Origin of the sequence: Streptomyces sp. NPDC016459 (genome assembly GCF_040632845.1) — a bacterium.
GTDB lineage: Bacteria > Actinomycetota > Actinomycetes > Streptomycetales > Streptomycetaceae > Streptomyces.
On the sequence record NZ_JBEYCR010000010.1, the window covers coordinates 1 to 17,916 of the forward strand.

General features: G+C 74.9%; 12 protein-coding genes and 1 pseudogene. 5 read left to right on the forward strand and 8 right to left on the reverse strand.

Translation table 11 applies throughout. The features are described 5' to 3' along the window. Window positions 1–101 (reverse strand): annotated as a pseudogene (locus ABZ567_RS22920) (AAA family ATPase); the annotation flags it as partial. Between the two features lie 46 nt (window positions 102–147). Then, complete coding sequence (locus tag ABZ567_RS22925; protein WP_360792821.1) at window positions 148–501, reverse strand: PRC-barrel domain-containing protein; 354 nt, start codon at window positions 499–501, stop codon at window positions 148–150. Window positions 502–911: 410 nt separating this feature from the next. On the opposite strand from ABZ567_RS22925, the gene ABZ567_RS22930 reads away from it, so the two are divergent. The 5 genes from ABZ567_RS22930 (at window position 912) to ABZ567_RS22950 (ending at window position 9,728) form a co-directional block, all read left to right on the forward strand. Next, window positions 912–4,157: a type 2 lanthipeptide synthetase LanM family protein gene (locus ABZ567_RS22930; RefSeq protein WP_360792823.1), complete on the forward strand. Its 3,246-nt coding sequence runs from the start codon at window positions 912–914 to the stop codon at window positions 4,155–4,157. An 18-nt stretch (window positions 4,158–4,175) separates the two neighbouring features. Then, the gene (locus ABZ567_RS22935; protein ID WP_360792825.1) at window positions 4,176–4,307 is read left to right on the forward strand and encodes a hypothetical protein; all 132 of its coding nucleotides are present in this window, start codon (window positions 4,176–4,178) and stop codon (window positions 4,305–4,307) included. A gap of 6 nt (window positions 4,308–4,313) precedes the next feature. Continuing rightward, on the forward strand, window positions 4,314–4,514 hold the full coding sequence (locus ABZ567_RS22940; protein ID WP_360792827.1) for a hypothetical protein: 201 nt from the start codon (window positions 4,314–4,316) through the stop codon (window positions 4,512–4,514). Window positions 4,515–4,668: 154 nt separating this feature from the next. Continuing rightward, window positions 4,669–7,683, forward strand: coding sequence for an AAA family ATPase (locus ABZ567_RS22945; RefSeq protein WP_360792829.1), 3,015 nt, complete (start codon window positions 4,669–4,671; stop codon window positions 7,681–7,683). Window positions 7,684–7,892: 209 nt separating this feature from the next. Continuing rightward, complete coding sequence (locus tag ABZ567_RS22950) at window positions 7,893–9,728, forward strand: BTAD domain-containing putative transcriptional regulator (RefSeq protein ID WP_360792831.1); 1,836 nt, start codon at window positions 7,893–7,895, stop codon at window positions 9,726–9,728. A 94-nt stretch (window positions 9,729–9,822) separates the two neighbouring features. On the opposite strand, the gene ABZ567_RS22955 is transcribed toward ABZ567_RS22950, so the two are convergent. The 6 genes from ABZ567_RS22955 to ABZ567_RS22980 are packed head-to-tail and all read right to left on the reverse strand — an operon-like array spanning window position 9,823 to window position 17,664. Next, window positions 9,823–11,976, reverse strand: coding sequence for a prolyl oligopeptidase family serine peptidase (locus ABZ567_RS22955; RefSeq protein WP_360792833.1), 2,154 nt, complete (start codon window positions 11,974–11,976; stop codon window positions 9,823–9,825). Further along, entirely contained in the window at window positions 11,973–13,385 is a 1,413-nt protein-coding gene (locus ABZ567_RS22960) for an MFS transporter (protein WP_360792835.1), read from the reverse strand. The genes ABZ567_RS22955 and ABZ567_RS22960 overlap by 4 nt, the downstream gene beginning before the upstream one ends. Next, window positions 13,382–14,311 (reverse strand): hypothetical protein, encoded by a 930-nt coding sequence (locus ABZ567_RS22965; RefSeq protein WP_360792837.1) that lies wholly within the window; start codon window positions 14,309–14,311, stop codon window positions 13,382–13,384. The genes ABZ567_RS22960 and ABZ567_RS22965 overlap by 4 nt, the downstream gene beginning before the upstream one ends. Window positions 14,312–14,313: 2 nt before the next feature. Then, on the reverse strand, window positions 14,314–15,534 hold the full coding sequence (locus ABZ567_RS22970) for a radical SAM protein (RefSeq protein ID WP_360792839.1): 1,221 nt from the start codon (window positions 15,532–15,534) through the stop codon (window positions 14,314–14,316). Then, window positions 15,531–16,493, reverse strand: a complete 963-nt coding sequence (locus ABZ567_RS22975) for a hypothetical protein (RefSeq protein ID WP_360792841.1) — start codon at window positions 16,491–16,493, stop codon at window positions 15,531–15,533. Before ABZ567_RS22975 ends, ABZ567_RS22970 begins: the two co-directional genes overlap by 4 nt. After that, entirely contained in the window at window positions 16,465–17,664 is a 1,200-nt protein-coding gene (locus ABZ567_RS22980) for a glycosyltransferase (RefSeq protein ID WP_360792843.1), read from the reverse strand. The genes ABZ567_RS22975 and ABZ567_RS22980 overlap by 29 nt, the downstream gene beginning before the upstream one ends. Window positions 17,665–17,916 lie beyond the last annotated feature (252 nt).

Here is a 17,916-nt window from a genome sequence, read left to right on the forward strand (position 1 = left end):
GAGGGCAGAGGGATCGTCAGCTTGAGCAGGAAACGGTCCAGTTGGGCTTCGGGGAGGGGGTAGGTGCCCTCGTACTCGACCGGGTTCTGGGTGGCCCGGACTCCTGGAGTCCGGGCCCCGCCGTCGTGCCCCGATCCGGGCGACGGATCAGACGAGACCGCCGGGCCGGTAGTACGTGCCCAGCTGGTCGCGGTAGTCGGCGTCGCTGAGGTGGGTCTCCCGGTGGAACTCGGGGGAGTCCTTCACCTGTTCCTTGGAGCAGTCGACGTAGATCTTCTGCTCCTGCGGGTCGATGCGGGAGACGAGACCGGCGGGGAGGAGGACCTCCTTGCCGAAGATCCACACCCCGGTGTCGACCACCAGGTAGGCGTCGCCGACCTCGTCGGAGTGCTTGTCGACCTTGCCGATGCTGCCGTCGGTCGCCTCGACCTTGTATCCGGTCAGGACCGCGCCGGCCAGGTGGCCCGAGGTCGAACCGTAGCTCCAGGCGTTCTCAGTCACGCGAACAACAACTCCTCCGGTCGATGGGGGACGACGAGGTGCTCTCCGTCGTCCTTCCCTTCTCCGTGTCGGTACGGACTCTTGTCGGTACGGGCGGACGTCGTGTCCCGCCCACGGTCCGCCTGCCCCGACCTCCTCCTCCCATGCGTCTCGTGTCCGCGGAGGTGGCGGACGGACGCTTGTGGATACAGCTGAAGGGGTGCCCCACGGGAGCGGGAACCGGTCACCGCGCGCGAGCCGTCCGACGCCGCCCGTCCTGACCCCGCGACCCCCACACTGGCCCCGGCCCACGAACGGGTCCGGGGTCCGGGTCGAGAACATGGGGGACCTTCCCCCATGCCCCGCGGGCGCCGTCCGTACCAGGATCAGGGCGGGCACCGAGCGGCGGGCCGGGTGGCGGAGGAGGGACGATGGCGGCGGAGACGGGGCACGGGCGGGCCGAGGCTTCGCTGTCCGCCGTCCAGCGGTGGTGGGAGGCCGGGCAGGTCTCCGCCGACGCGAACGGGAACGGGAGCGGGAGCGGGCCGCGCCCGGACTGGGCCGCGTTCACCGAAGCGGCGACCGCCGCCGCACCCGAGGAGGCCGTCGCGCCCGCGGAGGAGTACCCGGGGCTGAGCGGTTTCGCCTGGATACTGCGGCCCTTCACCGTCCTGGCGGGGGAGCGGCTGGAGCGCGGCCTGTCCGTGACGGCGCGGGACCTCGTGGACGTCACCGCCGTACGGGGCGACCTGGAGCGGCAGCTCAGCGGCAGACTCGCGCGGGCCGCGGCGCGGACGCTGGTCCTCGAACTGCACGAGGCACGGACCGCCGGACGCCTCGACGGCGACGACCCGCGCGCCCGGTTCCGGGACTTTCTGGGGCGTACGGCGTCCCGGCGCGGTCTGGCGGCCCTGCTGGCCGGGAGGCCCGTACTCGCCCGGATCCTCGGACGGGCGGCGCTCGACACCGCGGCCGCGGTCGGCGAGGCCCTGGAGCGCCTCGCCGACGACCACGCCCGGCTGACCGCAGGTCTCCTGCGGGGCTCCGGCGGAGGGCCGAGGCCGCTCGTCGGCGTCGAGACCGGCGTGGGTGACGGACACCGGGGCGGCCGCGGCGTGCTGCTGCTGCGCTTCGCCGACGGCACCCGACTCGTCTACAAACCTCGTCCGCTCGCCGCGCACCGCCATTTCAACGATGTCGTCACGTGGTTCAACGGGCTGCCCGACGCCCCCGACCTCCGCACGCTGCGGCTGCTCGACCGGGGCGCCTACGGGTGGGTGGAGTTCGTCGCAGCGCGCCCCTGCGCCACCGCCGAGGAGGTCGAGACCTTCTACGGACGCCAGGGCGCGCTCCTCGCGCTGCTGCACCTGCTCGACGGAACCGACCTGCACCACGAGAACCTGATCGCCGTCGGCGCCCACCCGGTCCTCGTCGACGTGGAGACCCTGTTCCACCCGCCGCTGCCGGGAGCCGCCGCCACCGAGGACCCGGCGGCCCGCGCACTCCACGACTCCGTGTACCGGGTCGGACTGCTGCCCCAGCTCCTCGTGGGCGACCACAGCGCCCTCGACGTGTCCGCCGTCGGCGGCGGCCACGAGGCCGTCTCGCCCGTGGCGCGGGCGGACTGGGCCGACGCCGGCACCGACCGGATGCGCCTGGTCCGCAGGGCGGGAACGTTCGGCGAGTCCGCCAACCGGCCCCGACTGGCCGACGGCGCGCCCGTCGAGCCGGGCGCCCACATCGACGCGCTCTGCGCCGGCTTCCGTGCCGGATACACCGCACTCAGCGCCGCCCGGGAGGAACTCCTCCACGGCACAGACCTGTTGGCGGCCTTCACCGAGGACGAGGTACGGGTGGTGGTGCGTCCCACCTGGATGTACAGCACGCTGCTCGACGAGTCGACGCACCCCGACCTCCTGAAGGACGCAGACGCCCGGCAACGGGTCTTCGAGGCTCTGGGGACCGACGCGTTCGGCACGGTCCTCACACCAGGACTCGTCACCGAGGAGATCGCCCAACTCTGGTCCGGAGACGTACCGTTGTTCACCGCCCGACCCGGCCGGAACCTTCTGTGGGGAGCGCCCGAGCGGCCGCCGGCCGGCCGTACGGACCTGCCCGGGGCCGCTCGCGTCGCCGCGAAGCTCGCCGCTCTGGACACGGTCGACCGACAGGACCAGGAGCGGATCGTGCGCGCCGCGATGGCGACGACCTCCCGCACGCCCGCGCACCGGCCCGCCCCCGGCCGCCGCACCCGTACGGCCGAGCGCGCCCCGGAGCCGGAGCGGCTCCTCTCGGCAGCCCGGTCCGTCGGGGACCAGCTGGTCTCCCTCGCGTACCGCGAAGGCCCCCGCAGCAACTGGATCGGCCTCGAACTCCTGGACGACCGCTACTGGCGGATCGGCCCGATGCCGGCGGACCTGGCGGGCGGCTACACCGGACCCGCCCTGTTCCTCGCCCAGTTGGCGGCGCTCACCGGCGCCGCGCACTACGCGGAGGCGGCCAGGACCGCCCTCGCGCCGGTGCCGCGCCTGCTCGACGTGCTGACCACCCGCCCCGAGGACCTCGCCGCGGTGGGCTCGGGCGCCTTCTCCGGGCTGGGCGGCATCGCGTACGCCCTCGGAGAGACGGCACGGCTGCTGGACGATCCGGAGATCGGCTCATGGGCGTCCGCCGCCCTCCGCCTCACCGGGGCGGCGGCGGAGACCGAACGGGAGTACGGGGTGGGCGCGGGCGTCGCAGGCGGGCTCGCCGCCCTGCTCGCGGCCCACGGAGCGGGTGGCGGCCCGGACGCCATCGATTCGGGTTCCGTCACCGGCGGCGAGGCATGGGAGATCTGGCGGGCCGCGCGCGCCTGCGCGGACCGGCTGCTCAGCGCCGGTCCCACGGCCGCCGGGCGAGGCTTCACCACCGGTGCGGCCGGAATCGGCTGGTCCCTGTTGCGCTTCGCCGAAGCCGAGACCGGAGTGAGAACCCAAGCGGGAGCCGAAACCGAAGCCGAAGCCGGAGTGGGAGCCGCTGCCGAAGCCGGCGTGCGAACCGTCGCCGGAGTCCAGGCCACAGCGGGAGCCGTGGCCGGAACCGGAGCTGGAGCCGTGGCCGGAACGGGTACCAAAATCGAGGCCCGGGCCCGAGCCGACGCCGGGGGCCAGGGCCGGAACGGTGACCGGTATCGGGTCGCGGGCCTGACCGCGCTGCGGGCGGCCGTCGACGGGGGCCACGGGGGTGCCTCCGTCGACTCGGCTGCCGAGGAATCCGGGGGAGAGGCCGCCCGGGCCTCGGCGTGGTGCCGGGGACGCGCCGGTATCGCGCTCGCGGTACTGGACGCACCGGGCGCCCTCGACGATCCGCACCTGGCGGCCTGGTCCCGGGAGGCCGTCGAGGAGCTGGGCCGGGACCGGCGGGCTCCCGACGACAGTCTGTGCCACGGAGAGGCGGGCCTGTGCGAACTCCTCGGCCACCACGCGCTCCCGGAGGCCCGCCCGCACTGGATCCGCAGGGCCGGGGAGCTCCTCGCGTCCGTGGAGGATTCCGGCGCCCGGAGCGGAGCGCCGGACGGTGTCGCCCACCCCGGGCTTCTGACCGGCCTCGCGGGAATCGGCCACGGACTCCTCCGGGCGGGGTTCCCGGAGCGCGTACCGTCCCTGCTTCTCCTGCGGGCGTCCGCCCCGGGGCCGTAGCCGCCCACGACCGCCGCCGTGACGACCCCACAGAACGCCCCACCGCACCACCCGCCCCACCGCACCACCCGCCCATCGCACCGCCCCGCACCGCGCTCCACCGCACCACCCGGCACGACCACCACTCCTGCGGACACCAAGGACGAGTGAGGACCCATGCAGATCAGTGACTCGGTGATGTACGTCGACGGCGGCGCCGGCGCGGAGACCTCGGCCCAGGAGCACCCCGTGGGCGAGGTGACGTTCGGAGCGAGCGGCGCCCTCGGGCTGCGCAGCAGGCTGCTCGGCACGTCGGGTCTCGACGCCGCCGCCTCCCTGGACATGCCGTACACCACCGGTACCATCCCCCTCTCCTGACACAACCGACACCACCTACACCGTCCCGCGGTCCCAGGCCCTGTCCGGAAAGGGCCGGTGACCTGGCCGGGATGTCGTCCGGACGGAGCGAGCGGGGGCCGGGGTGATCCCCGGCCCCCTGCCGTCAGGGAAAAGGAGCAAGTAACCTGCGCCCATGCGAGCGACGTCGTCGGTCATCGTGGGGCGGGCAACCGAGATCGGGCTCCTTGACGATGCCCTCGAGGGCGTCCGAAGGGGCGCCGGACGGGCGGTGTTCCTCGTCGGCGAGGCGGGGATCGGCAAATCCCGGCTGGCCGGCGAGTGCGCCTTACGCGCGTACGCCCGGGACATGCCGGTGCTTCGCGGCCGCGCCACGTCCACCGGACTCGTCGTACCGTTCCGGCCGTTGATCGAGGCGCTGTCCTCCCGGTTCCGGGCGGCCGGGGCCCCGGACGACCCCGAACTCGTCCCGTACCGCCCCGCGCTCGCCGGACTCGTGCCCGAGTGGCGGGCCGGCACGGGGGCGCCCGGATACGCGATCTCGCTGGTCGAGATGGCGGAGGCGCTGCTCAGACTCCTCGCGGTCCTCGGCCGCGACCGCGGGTGCGTGATCCTCCTCGAAGACCTCCACGACTCCGACACCGAGACGATCGCGGTCGTCGAGTACGTCGTCGACAACGTGGCCGACCTGCCGGTCCTGTTGGTGGGCACGCTGCGCCCGGACCCCGGCCCGGCCCTCGACCTCGCACTCGCCGCCGAACTCCGCAACACCGCGTCGGTTCGGGAGCTGGAGCCCCTCGACGCCGTCGCCGTACAGGACATGGTGGACGCGTGTCTGGACGCGAACCCCGGTGAGGTGCCGCCGGCCGCGCACCGGCACCTCGCGGAGCGGGCGGGCGGGAACCCGTACCTGGTGGAGGTCCTGCTGGCCGACCTCCTGGACACGGGGCGGCTGACCAGGGCCGAGGGCTGGTGGCGGCTCGCCGATCAGGGCGAGGCGACGGTGCCGACGGGCGCCGTCCGCAGCTGGGCGCGCCGGCTCGACCGGCTCGACGAACCCGTGCGCGACCTGCTGCTCATCGCGGCCACGCTGGGCGGCCGGTTCTCCGTCGGGGCGCTGCGGGCGGTCACGGGGCTCGACGACCGGGCGCTCTTCGCCCACCTCCGGTCCGCCTCCGAGGCGGGGATCATCGCCCCGGACGGCGCCGCCCACGACGACTACACCTTCCGCCACGTCCTGACGGCGGACGCCCTCAGGGCCTCACTGCCGCCCGCCGAACAGGCGGCCCTGGCCCGACGGGCCGCCTCCGCGATCGAGGAGTCCACGGGCGTACTGTCCGGCGAGGAGCGCCAGTTGGTGGCGACCCTCTGGCTGGCTGCGGGTGACAGGGTGACGGCCTCCCGGCAGTACGCCCAGGTCGGACGGCAGATGCTGGACGCCGGTGCGTCGGGCTCGGCCGCCGTACTCCTCGAACGCGCCCGGGGGCTCGCCCCCGACGAGGAACGGGACGCGATCACCGTACGGCTGGCGATCGCGGAGGCCGAGGCCGGGCGGCTCGACACGGCCTGCGCGCTCCTCGACGATCTGCCGCCCGTGCCCGCGGGGTCGCGCGCGGCGGAGGAACGGGCCCAGGCCCACACCCAGGTCGCCTGGGTCGCGACCATGGCGGAGCAACAGGAGGAGGCGCGCAGCCGTATCCGGGCGGCCCGCGCCCTCTTCGGGGGCGCGCCGAGCCCGGAGCAGGAGGCCGCGCTCGTGGTGGTCGAGGGCCATCTCGCGCTGCTTCCCGATCAGGACGGGCCGAGCGGTGCGGACGCGGGACGCGCTCCGGAGGGCCGGGACGCCGCAGCCGGGCGCGAACGGCTCGCGGAGGCGGAACGTTCCGCCAGACGTGCCGCGCTCACCGCGGAACAGGGCGACCGGCCCGTGGTGGCCTGCCGCGCGTGGCAGCTCCTCGCGCTGCTCTCCCGGGAGCGAGGCTTCGACGAGGCCGACGCCTGCCTGGTGCGGATGCTCGAAGTCGCCGAGAAGCACCGGCTCGCGGTGTCCCGGGCCGAGGCCCTGGTGCGGCTCGGGACCAACGCGTTCCTGCGGACCGGCGAGGCGACCCAGCTGGAGACCGCCCGCGCGGCGGCTCACGAACTCGGCTCGCTCGCCCTGCTCCAGACCGTCGACGGACTGCTCGCCATGCAGAGCGTGCTGACCGGACGGTGGGACCGGGCCCGGGAGATCGTCGAACGGTCCCTGGAGGCCAGTGCCCGCCTCCAGAACCTGTCGGCGCACCGCTACCTCCTCCTCGTCGACGCCCTGCTCGCCGCGCACCGGGGCAAGAGCCGCGAGCAGGAAAGAGCCCTGGTCAGGTTCCGCCGCGCGGGCGGCGAGGAATCGATGCTCGTCCCCGTGCAGCGCGGACTGTGCCAGGCCGTCGGCGCGCTGATGGCGGAGGACCGGAAGAAGGCGGCGGCCGAACTCGACGCGGTGGCCACCTGGGAGCGGGACCACCCCAGCTTCTTCTACCTCAGCGGACGGTACGGGCTCCGCCCGCTGCTGCGGATCCTCGACGGCGACGACGGCGGCCGGGACGCCTACCACGAGGCCCTCGCCTCGCCCGGCGGACAGCTCGCCTGGAACCGCATGTTCCTCGGCATGGCGGACGCGGTGCTGCGCGGCCGCGACGGCGACCCGGACGGCGCCCGGCGCGCCGTGGCGGAGGCCGGCCGCGCGGCGGCGGTGTTCCCGCAGGCCTGGCATCTCGCCCTGCGGCTCGTCGCCGAGGCGGCACTCGACGACTCCTGGGGCGAACCGGTCGCCTGGCTGCGCACCGCGGAGGAGTACTTCCACGAAGCGGGCGTACAACCGGTGGCCGGAGCCTGCCGGGCCGTACTGCGCCGGGCGGGGATCAGCGTCCCGCAGCGCAGGGGCGGCCGGGAGCGGATCCCGGCGGAGCTGCGCACGGCCGGCGTCACCCCGCGCGAGTACGAGGTGTTCGCCCTGCTCGGGGAGCGGCCGGGCAACCAGCAGATCGCCCAGCGCCTGTGCATCTCGCCCCGGACCGTGGAGAAGCACATGGCGAGCCTGATGGCCAAGACCGGCTGCGCGGACCGCTCGGCCCTGTGCGCCCTATCGGCGGAACGGGCGGACGACCGGACGCCGCCACCGCGGGCCGTCCCCCGGGCGCGGCCGGCCTGACCGGCCCGGGTGGGGCGTCGCCGGAGCGTGGTGGTGGGGGTCGGCGGGCCCGGGATGGGGGCCGTCTCCGTCCGTATGGGGGCCCCGGCCCCCATACGACCGCCCCCGGTCCCGTGACTCTGCGGGCCCGGCACCGATGTGCGACGGGTCCGCGCGGCGGATCATCGAGCGGACCGGTCAACTCCCGTCCCCCTACGGAGGTTCGTTCGATGCCGCGTCCGTCCGCGCCACCCGCAGCGTCACCCGGCACTCTCCGGTTCTCCGTCCTCGGCCCGCTGGCCGTGCACCGGGACGACCGGCCGCTGCACCTCGGCCCGTTGAAGCAGCGCGTCGTCCTCGCGATGCTCCTCGGCTCCGCCAACTGCCCGGTCTCCGTCGACGCGTTGACCGACGCGGTCTGGCCGGAGGAACCCCCGCGTACCGCCCGCAAGAACCTCCAGGTGTACGTCAGCGCCCTGCGCGCGCTGCTGGGCGAGGACGACGGGGACCGGCCGCGGCTCACCCACACGGGCGGGGGATATGTGCTGCGCGTGGCGGAGGACGAGTTCGACCTCCTGCGGTTCCGCTCCCTCGTGCGGGCCGCGGAGGGGCAGCGGCCCGCACCGGCCGCCCGGCTCCTCCGGCAGGCCCTCGGCCTGTGGCAGGGGCCGCCGCTGGGTGACGACCTGCGGCAGTCACCCCGGCTGGCCGAGGAGGCCGAGCGGCTCGAACTGCGCCGTCTCACCGTGTACGAGGACTGGGCCGAGGCGGAGGTGGGCCTCGGTGGCGCGCCCGCGGTGGTCGAGGGACTGCGGGACCTGGTGGAGCGGCACCCGCTGCGGGAGCGCCTCAGATCCGCCTGGATGTGCGCCCTGCACGCCTCCGGCCGGCAGGGCGAGGCACTCGCGGTCTACGACGACTACCGGCAGCTCCTCGCCCGGGAGCTGGGACTCGAGCCGAGCGGCGCCATGGCAGCCCGGTACCGGGCGCTCCTCGCGGGCGACGACCGCGCCGGGTCGTCCGGCTCCGGCGCGCCCGCGACCCGGGCCCCCGCCACCCGCCGCCCGGCCCCCGTCATCCTGCCGCCCGATCTCGTCGACTTCACCGGCCACGGGGAGGAACTGCGCCATCTCGTCGACGTGCTGGAGGACGACGGCGCCTCGGGGGTGGTGCTGCTGTCCGGTCCCGCCGGGGCGGGCAAGACCACGCTGGCGGTGCGGGCCGTCCACCTCCTCGGCGACCGGTACGCCGACGGGCGGCTCTGTGTGTCCCTGCGGGCGGCGGACGGCGCCCCCCGCCCGCAGGCCGCCGTGCTCGCGGAGCTCGCCGAACGGACGGGCAGGGCGGGATTCTCCGGGCCGGGCGCGTGGCGCGACTGGCTCGCGGAGCACCGCGTCCTGGTGATCCTGGACGACGTGCCGGAGGAACGCGCCGTACGGGCCCTGCTCCCGTGCGGCGGCCAGGGCAGGGTGCTGCTCACCGCACGCGGTCAGCTCGGCGGTCTCGCACCGGTCCACCGGGTGTCCGTCCCGCCGCTCGGCACCGCGGAGGCGCTCCAGCTGCTCACCGGGCTCGTCGGCGGGAGCCGGGTGCGGGCCGACCGGGAGGCCGCGCTGCGCATCGTGCGCGCGTGCGGCGGGTCGCCGCTCGCCGTCAGGGTCAGCGGGATGCGGCTGGCGGTCCTGCGCCACGTACCGCTGCGGGAGTTCGCGGACCGGCTCACCGACCCCGCCGGGGCGCTGGACGAGCTGACCTCGGGGGACGTGTCCGTACGGCGGTGGATCGCCGACGGCTGGGAGGCGCTGCCCGGGGAGTGCGGCCGGGACGCCGGCCGCCTCGCGGCGGGCACGGGCGACGGCCCGTTCGGCCTGAGCGAGGCGGCCGAGGCCCTGGGGTGCGACGAGCGGCACGCCGTACGGGTGGTGGAGGCACTGATCGACGCCGGGATGGTCACCTCACCCGGCGGCGAGGTCACCGCCCACGCGGCGCTTTACGAACTGCCGCACCTGATAAGGCTGTACGCCCGCGGCACCAGGTCCGGCACCCCGGTCCTGGCCTCGGGCTGAGCACCGACGCGGGGGCCCGCACGGACCGGGGTTCCGCGTCCGGCCGACCGCGCGAGGCCCGCACCGACCGGGCCCCCGCGCACGCCCCCGCCCCTCAGCTCCCCGTCCCCGCCGTCCCGCCCGGCGCCGGAAGCCCCACGTGGTCCGCGAGGAACGCCAGGCACTCGGCCTGGAGGGCCACCGCGCGGGACGCGGCCCGGTCGCCGTGTCCGACGCCGCGTTCGAGTCGCAGCAGAACCGGTCCGGGGCCGGACGAGGCGTGCTGGAGCGCGGCGCACATCTTGCGGGCGTGCAGCGGATCGGTCCTGGTGTCGCCGTCCGCGGCCGTGAGCAGCACCGCCGGGTACGCGGTCCCCGGTGTGACGCGGTGGTACGGCGAGTACCCGAGCAGCGTCGGCAGCATCGCGGGGTCCCGGGCGCTGCCGTACTCGGGCGTCCAGCTGGGCCCGAGGCCGGACAGCTCGTAGCGCACCATGTCCAGGAGCGGGGCCATGCACACCACGGCGGCGTACGTACCCGGCCGTTGGGTGAGTGCCGCGCCGACGAGCAGTCCGCCGTTGGAGCCGCCCATGATCGCGAGCCGGCCGGGCGCGGTCCAGCCCGCCGAGACCAGCCGGTCGGCGGCGGCGGCGAAGTCGTCGAAGGTGTTCTGCTTGTGCTCACCGCTGCCGGCGCGGTGCCACGCCTCGCCCTCCTCGCCGCCGCCCCGCAGTCCCGCCCAGGCGAACACCCCGCCCGCCCTCACCCAGGCGAGGACCTGGGCGCGGTAGCGGGGCGACATCGTGCGGCCGAAGCCGCCGTATCCGGTGAGCAGCGTCGGCCGCGGCACGTCCGGACTCCCGGTCGGGGAGATCACGAACATGCGGACCGTCGTCCCGTCCCGTGAGGGGAAGGCGACCTGCCGGGTGACCGCGCCGCCGACCGGCAGGGCGTCCGGGGCGTCGTGCTCCCAGCGCGTCACGCGGCAGGTGCGCGCGTCGAAGCGGAGCACCCGGGTCGGCGTGACGAAGTCGGTGTACGCGAACCAGGCCTCGTGACTGCCCGGCGGCCCGGCCGAGAAGTCGCCGACGGCGCCGGTGCCGGGCAGCGGGACCGTGGCCACCTGGCGGCCCTCCACGAGGTCGTGCACGGTCACCTCGGCGACCGTGTTCCGGGTCCAGGCCGCGAGGCCGAGCGGATGTCCGGTCCCCGGGCCGGACAGCACGACGAGGTGGGTCAGTACCGCGTCGGGCCGTTCCGGGATCACCTCGTGCCAGGCGTCGGGGCCGAGGTGGATCTCGTCCGGCCGGCAGGCGACGACGCGACCTCGGGCGGCGCCGCGGTCGGTGCGCAGCCACACCCGGTCCCGGGGGCCCGTGCCGGGCACGGCGTGCAGCCGGGTGGCGGCCTCCCTGCCCTCCTGGACCGGCCGGAGCAGCGGCCGTTCGGGCGGTCCCGCGGTCAGGTCGGCGAGGTAGAGGTCGGTACCGCGACCGGTGCCGAGCGTGGCAGTGACACCGAGCCAACGGCCGTCCGCGGTCACGGAGACGCTGTAGAACTGGGTCCTGTCCCGCCCGTCACCGAAGACGACGGCGTCCTCGTCGGGCGACGTGCCGACCCGGTGCAGACACACCCGGCGGTGGTAGCGCTCCTCGCCGGGGTGGAGCCGCGGGTCCTGATGCCGGACGTAGTAGAACGCCCCGCCCCCGGGCAGCCAGCCGACCGACGACTTCCGCACCCGGTCGACCGGCCCGTCGACGAGCTTCCCCGTGGCCACGTCGACCACCTGGAGCAGCGAGTCCTCCGTGCCGTCCCGCGACACCTGGAAGGCCAGCAGGTCGCCCTCCACCGAGGGCTCCCAGGCGTCGAGCACGGTACGCCCGGAGGGGTCGAGGGCACCGGGGTCGAGCAGGACCCGCTCCACCGCGTCCGGGCCGGTCTCCGCGACCACGAGCACCGGATGCTCCTGGCCGGCGCCCTGCCGCAGCCAGAAGACCCGGTCGCCGCGGACCTTGGGCGCCCTGGAGCGGTCGACGGCGTCGAGCGCCGCGACCTCCGCCTCCCACCGCGCCAGGCCGGGCAGGGCCGCGCGCTCCGCCTCGTACAGCAACTCCTGCTCCGCGCTCCAGCGGAGCGTCGCGGGGGCCTCGGCGTCCTCCAGCCAGCGGTACGGGTCGGGGATCCGCAGCCCGTGGATTTCCTCGACGACGTCCCGCCGTTCCGCGTGGGGGTACGGGCGCCGTGGCGGTCGCTCGTCGTCGCGGGTCACTCGATGCTCCCTCGTTCGTGGTGGGGCGGACGGTGGGCGGGGGCGGCGGCCGCACCGGCACCGGCCTTCTCGACGGTGTCCGCGACGGTGTCGTCCGCGGTCTCCGTACCGGGCAGGGAGAGCCAGGCGTAGACCCCGGACAGCACGACGATCAGGCCGGAGACCGCGAAGATCGTGTCGATGGGACCGAACCGGAGGCCCCCGACGGAGCCCGCGAAGCCGTGGAGCACGGAACCCGCGAGCCAGCCGGACAGGACCGCCGAGAGCATCGACGCCAACTTCGTTACCGGGTAGAACACCGCCATCACCCGCCCCCGGTACTCCGGGGGCGCCGCCGCGAGCAGCAGCGGTGCCATCGCGGTGTTCAGCACGGTGAGCGGGACCGCGAAGACGAACAGCAGGGCGACTCCGGCGAGGAAACCGCCCTGCCGGGAGTACGCGACGAGCAGCACACCGCTCACGAGGAGGCTGATCCAGGTGCTCCGCCGGGCTCCGAACCACTGCACCACCCGGCCCGCGCACAGCGCGCCGGTGATGCCTCCGATGCCCATGGCCATGCCGACGTACCCGTAGAGATGGGCCTCCGCGTGGAGGTTGTCGGTGGTGAAGAAGACGTTGAGGGTGCTGAGCGCGCCGATGCCGAACTGGCCGATGACGGCGAGCAGGAGCAGTGCGACCAGGAACCGGCTGCGGGCGAAGAAGCGCAGGCCGTCCGTGAACTCCCGCCGCAGACCGCCCTTCGGCGTCTTGGCGGACTTCCGCGCGGCACCCCGTCCGTCCGGAGCCGTGGCCCCCGGGCCCGTCCCGATGGAGCGGACGGCGACGTACGACACCGCGTACGACAGCGAGTTGAAGAGCAGCGCCCACTGCAGTCCGGCGGTGAACAGCAGGGGCGCGGCGAGGGGAGGCCCGATGATCCACGCCGTCTCACCGGTCGCCTGCGCGATGCCGGCGGCGCGGGCGCGGTCGACGTCCCCGGTGACGAGGTCCGCGAGGATCGCGAACCGCGCCGGCGAGAAGAACTGGCCGGCCGCGTGCAGCAGGAGGACCGTCGCGTAGACGACGGCGAGCCAGACGCCCGCGGGGAGGGCGTCGGTCGGCAGGAACGAGACGACGGTCAGCACGGCCACGAGCACGCCGCGCACCGCCTCGCTGAGCAGCATCGTGGCCCGCTTGTCCCAGCGGTCGACGAACACGCCCGCGAGCGGACCGATGACGAGGACGGCGGCGCTCGACGCCATCAGCACGCCGCTGACCGCCATCGGCGCCCATGTCTCGTCCTTCGCCAGCACGGTCGCCACCCACAGCACCAGGGTGGTGCTGAAGACGGCGTCGCCGACGGACGAGACGGCCTGGCCGAACCACAGCCGGGTGTAGTCGCGGTTGATCAGCGTCAGCCGCGGCGTCATGACGGCCTCGGCGAGGCGACGGCGAGCGCCATGAGGGCGGTCACCAGGGTCGTGTGGTACGCCTTCCGGAAGAACTCCCCGGGCGGCGCGGACGGAGCCGCCGCGAGCGCCGCGGACCGTCCGGGGACCGCGCCGTCGGGCCGTTGGGCCCGCACCAGGCACTCCAGGGCGGCGGATCCCGAGGGCGTGCGCAGCGGATCGCTCCCCAGGATGTACTGCGTGAGGACGAGTTCCGCGGCCAGGTCCCACCGGTCGTGCGCGACGCAGTGCCGCAGCATCCGGTCGACCAGGCCCTCCGCGTGCGCCCGGTCGCCGTCGGTGAGGACGGGCACGGCCCGGCCGAAGTCCCCGAGGTAGAAGCCGGTGTGCGTCAGGGCGTACGCCTCCGGGGTGGTGAGCGGTGCTCCGTCCGGCCCCGTCGCGTCCCCGGGCCCGGCGGCGCGGAGCGCGACCAGCGGGCTCAGCGGGACGAGTTCGGCGTACGGCTCGATGGCGTGGCGGACCCCGGCCTTGTCCGCGTAGTACCGGAGTTCGATGCGCCGGTACGCCGACCTCCCCGGCGACGAGAGGAAACCGGGGTCCAGCCGGGCGAGCGTGTCCCGGCACACGGTGCCGTCGATCCCGTCGGGCGCCAGCGCGGCGAAGACCAGCCCGTACGTGGAGGTGTACGCGGGGTCCTCGTCGAACAGCCTGGGAAGGTCCGGGTGCTGCCAGAGCTTTCGGACCAGGGCCGTCGCCCCGTCGAGCGCGTCGGGGGAGCCGCCCGGGCGGGCCGCGCAGTGGCAGAGCAGCGCCAGCTCCAGCGCGGCCTTCGCCCGGCCGCGGGTCGGGGTCCCGGCGCTCGCGGCGAACGGATCGAAGTGGTCCAGGTTCCCTCCCAGCCAGCCGAGCGCGCCGGCCGAGAGCCGCTCCAGGGGCGAGGCCATGGCTACAGGCGCCCCGTCTCGTGCAGATGGTCGAGCAGGGCCGTGTCCACGACGTCACGGAACCGCGCCAGCGTCCGCGCGTTCTCGTCGAAGCGGTACAGGTCCTGGCAGGCGATCCACCGGTCCCGGGTCTCCGCGCCGGGCCGATAGCCGTCGGTGACGGTGCCCACCTCCCAGTCGGGTTTGCCCGCGGTCTCCCAGCAGCTGGCCAGGGTTCCGTCCGCGCTCACCACCGCCCCGTAGCGACCGTCGGCGTGACCGCAGGTCACGCAGGTCTTCCGGGCACCGGGGCGGCTCACCGTGAAGCCGAGGTCGAGGGCCCTGCGCTGCCACCGGGTGAAGGCGGCGGAGAGTTCGCCGGTGTGCAGCAGGCTGTTGGCGTACCCGACGCCCACGTCGCCGACCCGGGCGAAGTACAGGGTGCACCGTGCGGGGTCGACCGCCCCCACGAGCCGGTCGATGAGCGCGTCGACGCCGTGGAAGGTCTCCTGGGAGACGTTGACCCGCAGCGTCCACTGGATGGGGGACACCTCGGAGGCCTTGACGATGTTGCGGACGATCTTGTCGAAGGTCCCGCTGCCGTCCGCCCTGCCGACCCGGATCCGGTCGTGATCGGCGCGGTCGCCGTCGAAGGTGACCTGGATGGACGTCAGACCGCGGTCGGAGAGGCGCCGGGCCAGTGACGGGGTGAGCAGCGTCGCGTTGGAGATCATCCAGGCCGATGTCGGCGCGATGTCCGCGGCCCGCTCCAGGAGTTCCAGGCAGCCGCGCGGGTTGAGGAGCGGCTCCCCGCCGAAGAGGAGGATCCTGAGCTTCTCCAGGCCGACGGCCGCCATCTGCCGCTCGGTGAAGCCGAGGATCGAGGTGATCGTCGCGGAACTGAGGCGGGTCCTGGCGATCCGGGGCGGCCGGCTGCCGCCCGCCTCGTCCTGCGCGGTGTTCTGGAAGCAGTAGCCGCAGCCCAGGTTGCAGTGGGTGCTGGTGAGCACCGTCAGGGCGTACGCCCTGACGCGGGCGGGCGTGAACATGCCGCTGTCGCGCAGCCGGTCCGCCGCCTCGGGGCGCAGGACCCCGTCGGCCGTGACGTGCCGGTCCCCGAGCCGGGCCACCCCGCCGGGCCCGAGGAACCACCAGTCACGCTCGCCCCGCAGGAGGCGCGCACCGGGGGGAACGGAACGGGTGGTCGTCGCCTGGTCGGTGGTCATCGCCTGGTCCGTGGTCATCGGGCCCCTCCTGTCGTCGCCCCCGCTGTGGAAAGCCCCCCGGCCCGGCGGCCGCTCGTGACGATCAGCGTCGCGAGCGCCGTGACGAGGGTCGCCTGGTAGGACCTCCGGAAGAAGTCCACCGGCGTCGCGTCCGCCGGAGCCCGCCGGACGACGGACCGTCCGGGGATCGCGCCGCCCGGCGCCTGCACCTCGGCGAGCATCCGGAATCCGGCCGCACCCGACGGGGTGCCCAGCGGATCCGCGCCCAGGCAGAACTGGGCGAGCAGCAGCTTGCCCACGAGGTCCCATTCACCGAGCCCCACACAGCGCTCCGTGAGCCGCTCCACGACGCCGAGCAGCTCCCCCCGCTCCTCCTCGGTCAGACCAGGATCCCGCAGGCCGAAGTCACCGAGGTAGAAGACGGTGTGGGTCACCACACACACGTCGAGATCGGCCACCGGCACCGCGGCGGCACGGGCCGGCACGCTGGTCTCGTACAGCTCGCGGTACGAGGCGAAGCAGTGCTCGGCGCCCGCGAGATCGGCGTGGTACCGGGCCTCCAGATGGAGGTACGGTGACTTCCGGCGCGGCGCCAGATAGCCGTCGGCCGACAGGCGGGCCACCACGGCGCCCGGGGCGTCCGCGCCGGCCCCGGCCGGTGCCAGCGCCGCGTACATCAGCTCGAACTGCCGCGCGTACCGGCGGTCGAGGGTGAGGAGTTCGGGGAAGTCCGGCCGCCCCCAGGCCCGTTCGACCACGCCCGTCACCTCGGTGAGGACCGGGTCGTCGGGCGCCGCGTACCCCCAGTGGCGGCGGAGCAGCGCGAGCTGGAGCAGCGCCTTGACGCGCGGGGTCACCGGCAGTTCGGCGCGGCCGGCCGGGGAGTCGAGATATCCGGCGTGCTGCCCGATCCAGTGCCGCACACCCGCGGACAGACTCGTCACGGCCTCATCGAGGCCGGCTGATCGCGTACTCATGGTCCTCCTTCGGGGTTGCGGATGCCTGGGCGACGCGCTCGACGACGTCGGCCGCGCGCGCCGCGCCGTCCGGCGCGGCCAGCCGGGCGCCGAGCGCTCGGGCGCGGCTCCGCAGGCCGTCGTCGCGCCACGCCCGATCGAGCAGCGCCGACGGGTCGGCGGACGGGGTGTTCGGGACGCGCACGGCCACACCGGCCCGTACGCACGCGCCGGTGAGCAGCGGCTGCTCGGAGCCGTTGGGAGAGAGCGCGAGGGGCCGGCCGCGCAGCAGAGCGGCCAGCACCGGAGCGGAGGTGCCGTTGGCCAGCACCATCTCGGCCAGGTCGACGAGCGGGCCCATCCACGGCTTGCGGACCAGCAGGATGTCGGCGTCCGGTGCGGGCCGCGGCTCGGTGGACCTGCCCTGTTCGACCACGGCCTGGAACCGGCCGCCGGTGAACGCCTCGTTGAGCCGGGGCCACAGGCTGTTCCCCCCGAAGAAGCGGCCCAGGTGGACGTAGACGACGGGTTTCCCGGAACGTGCCACGTGGTCCGCGACCGCTTCGACCTCCGCCGGGTCCGCCTTCGGTTCCCAGGCCAGCGGGCCGATGTGCGTCACGCGCTCGGGGAGTTCCGCGCCCGGGTACTCGAGTGCCGGGTCCCCGCGCAGCAGCAGGGCGTCGCCTGGCAGGGGATCGTCCGCCCACCGGGGCGCGCGCGCCGCCAGGCCGACCTCCTCGCGTGTGGCGGTGTGGATGCGCCGGCAGTCGAGGGTCCTGCTCGACCGGGTCCTGCCCAGGTGCGGTTCGTCGCCGCCGCCCGTCCGGTAGTCCCACAGATGGACCGAGAGCCCGATCACGACCACAGGAAGGTCCAGTGTCTCGGCGGCGAGCAGGGCGCCGTTGCACAGCACGGAGGTGACGAGCACGTCGGCGTCGGCGTCCTTGGCGGCCCGCAGGGTCGCCCGGTACTGCGCCGCGCCGGTCTTCCCCCACCAGGTGGCGGAGAAGGCCCGTCGCCCGCCGAAGTCCTCGGCGGCCGCGAACGGAAGTCCGGCCTCCGCCGCGACGGGCGCGGCGGTGGACCGTCCGAGCACGCTGACCCGGTGGCCGCGGCGCCGCAGTTCACGTCCGGCCGCGATCGTCGGGTAGAGGTAACCGCCGTCGCTGAGCGGGCAGAGCAGGATCTTCACGACGTGCGAGCTCCCTCGGGCGATGGCGGGCGGGGTGGTCGGTGGGCCGGGCGGACGGCCGGGAGCCGGACGGATGGCCGGGGGCCGGGAGCACGGTCAGGGGCCGGACGGATGGCCGGGTGCACGGTCAGGGACCGGGTGGACGCCCGGGTGGCCTGGTGAGCGGGCGAAGTGGGCCGCGGGCCCCCCGGCTCCTGGCAGGATCTGCCAGGAAGCCGAGTGGCCCGCGCGGTGCTTCAGACCTCGACGACC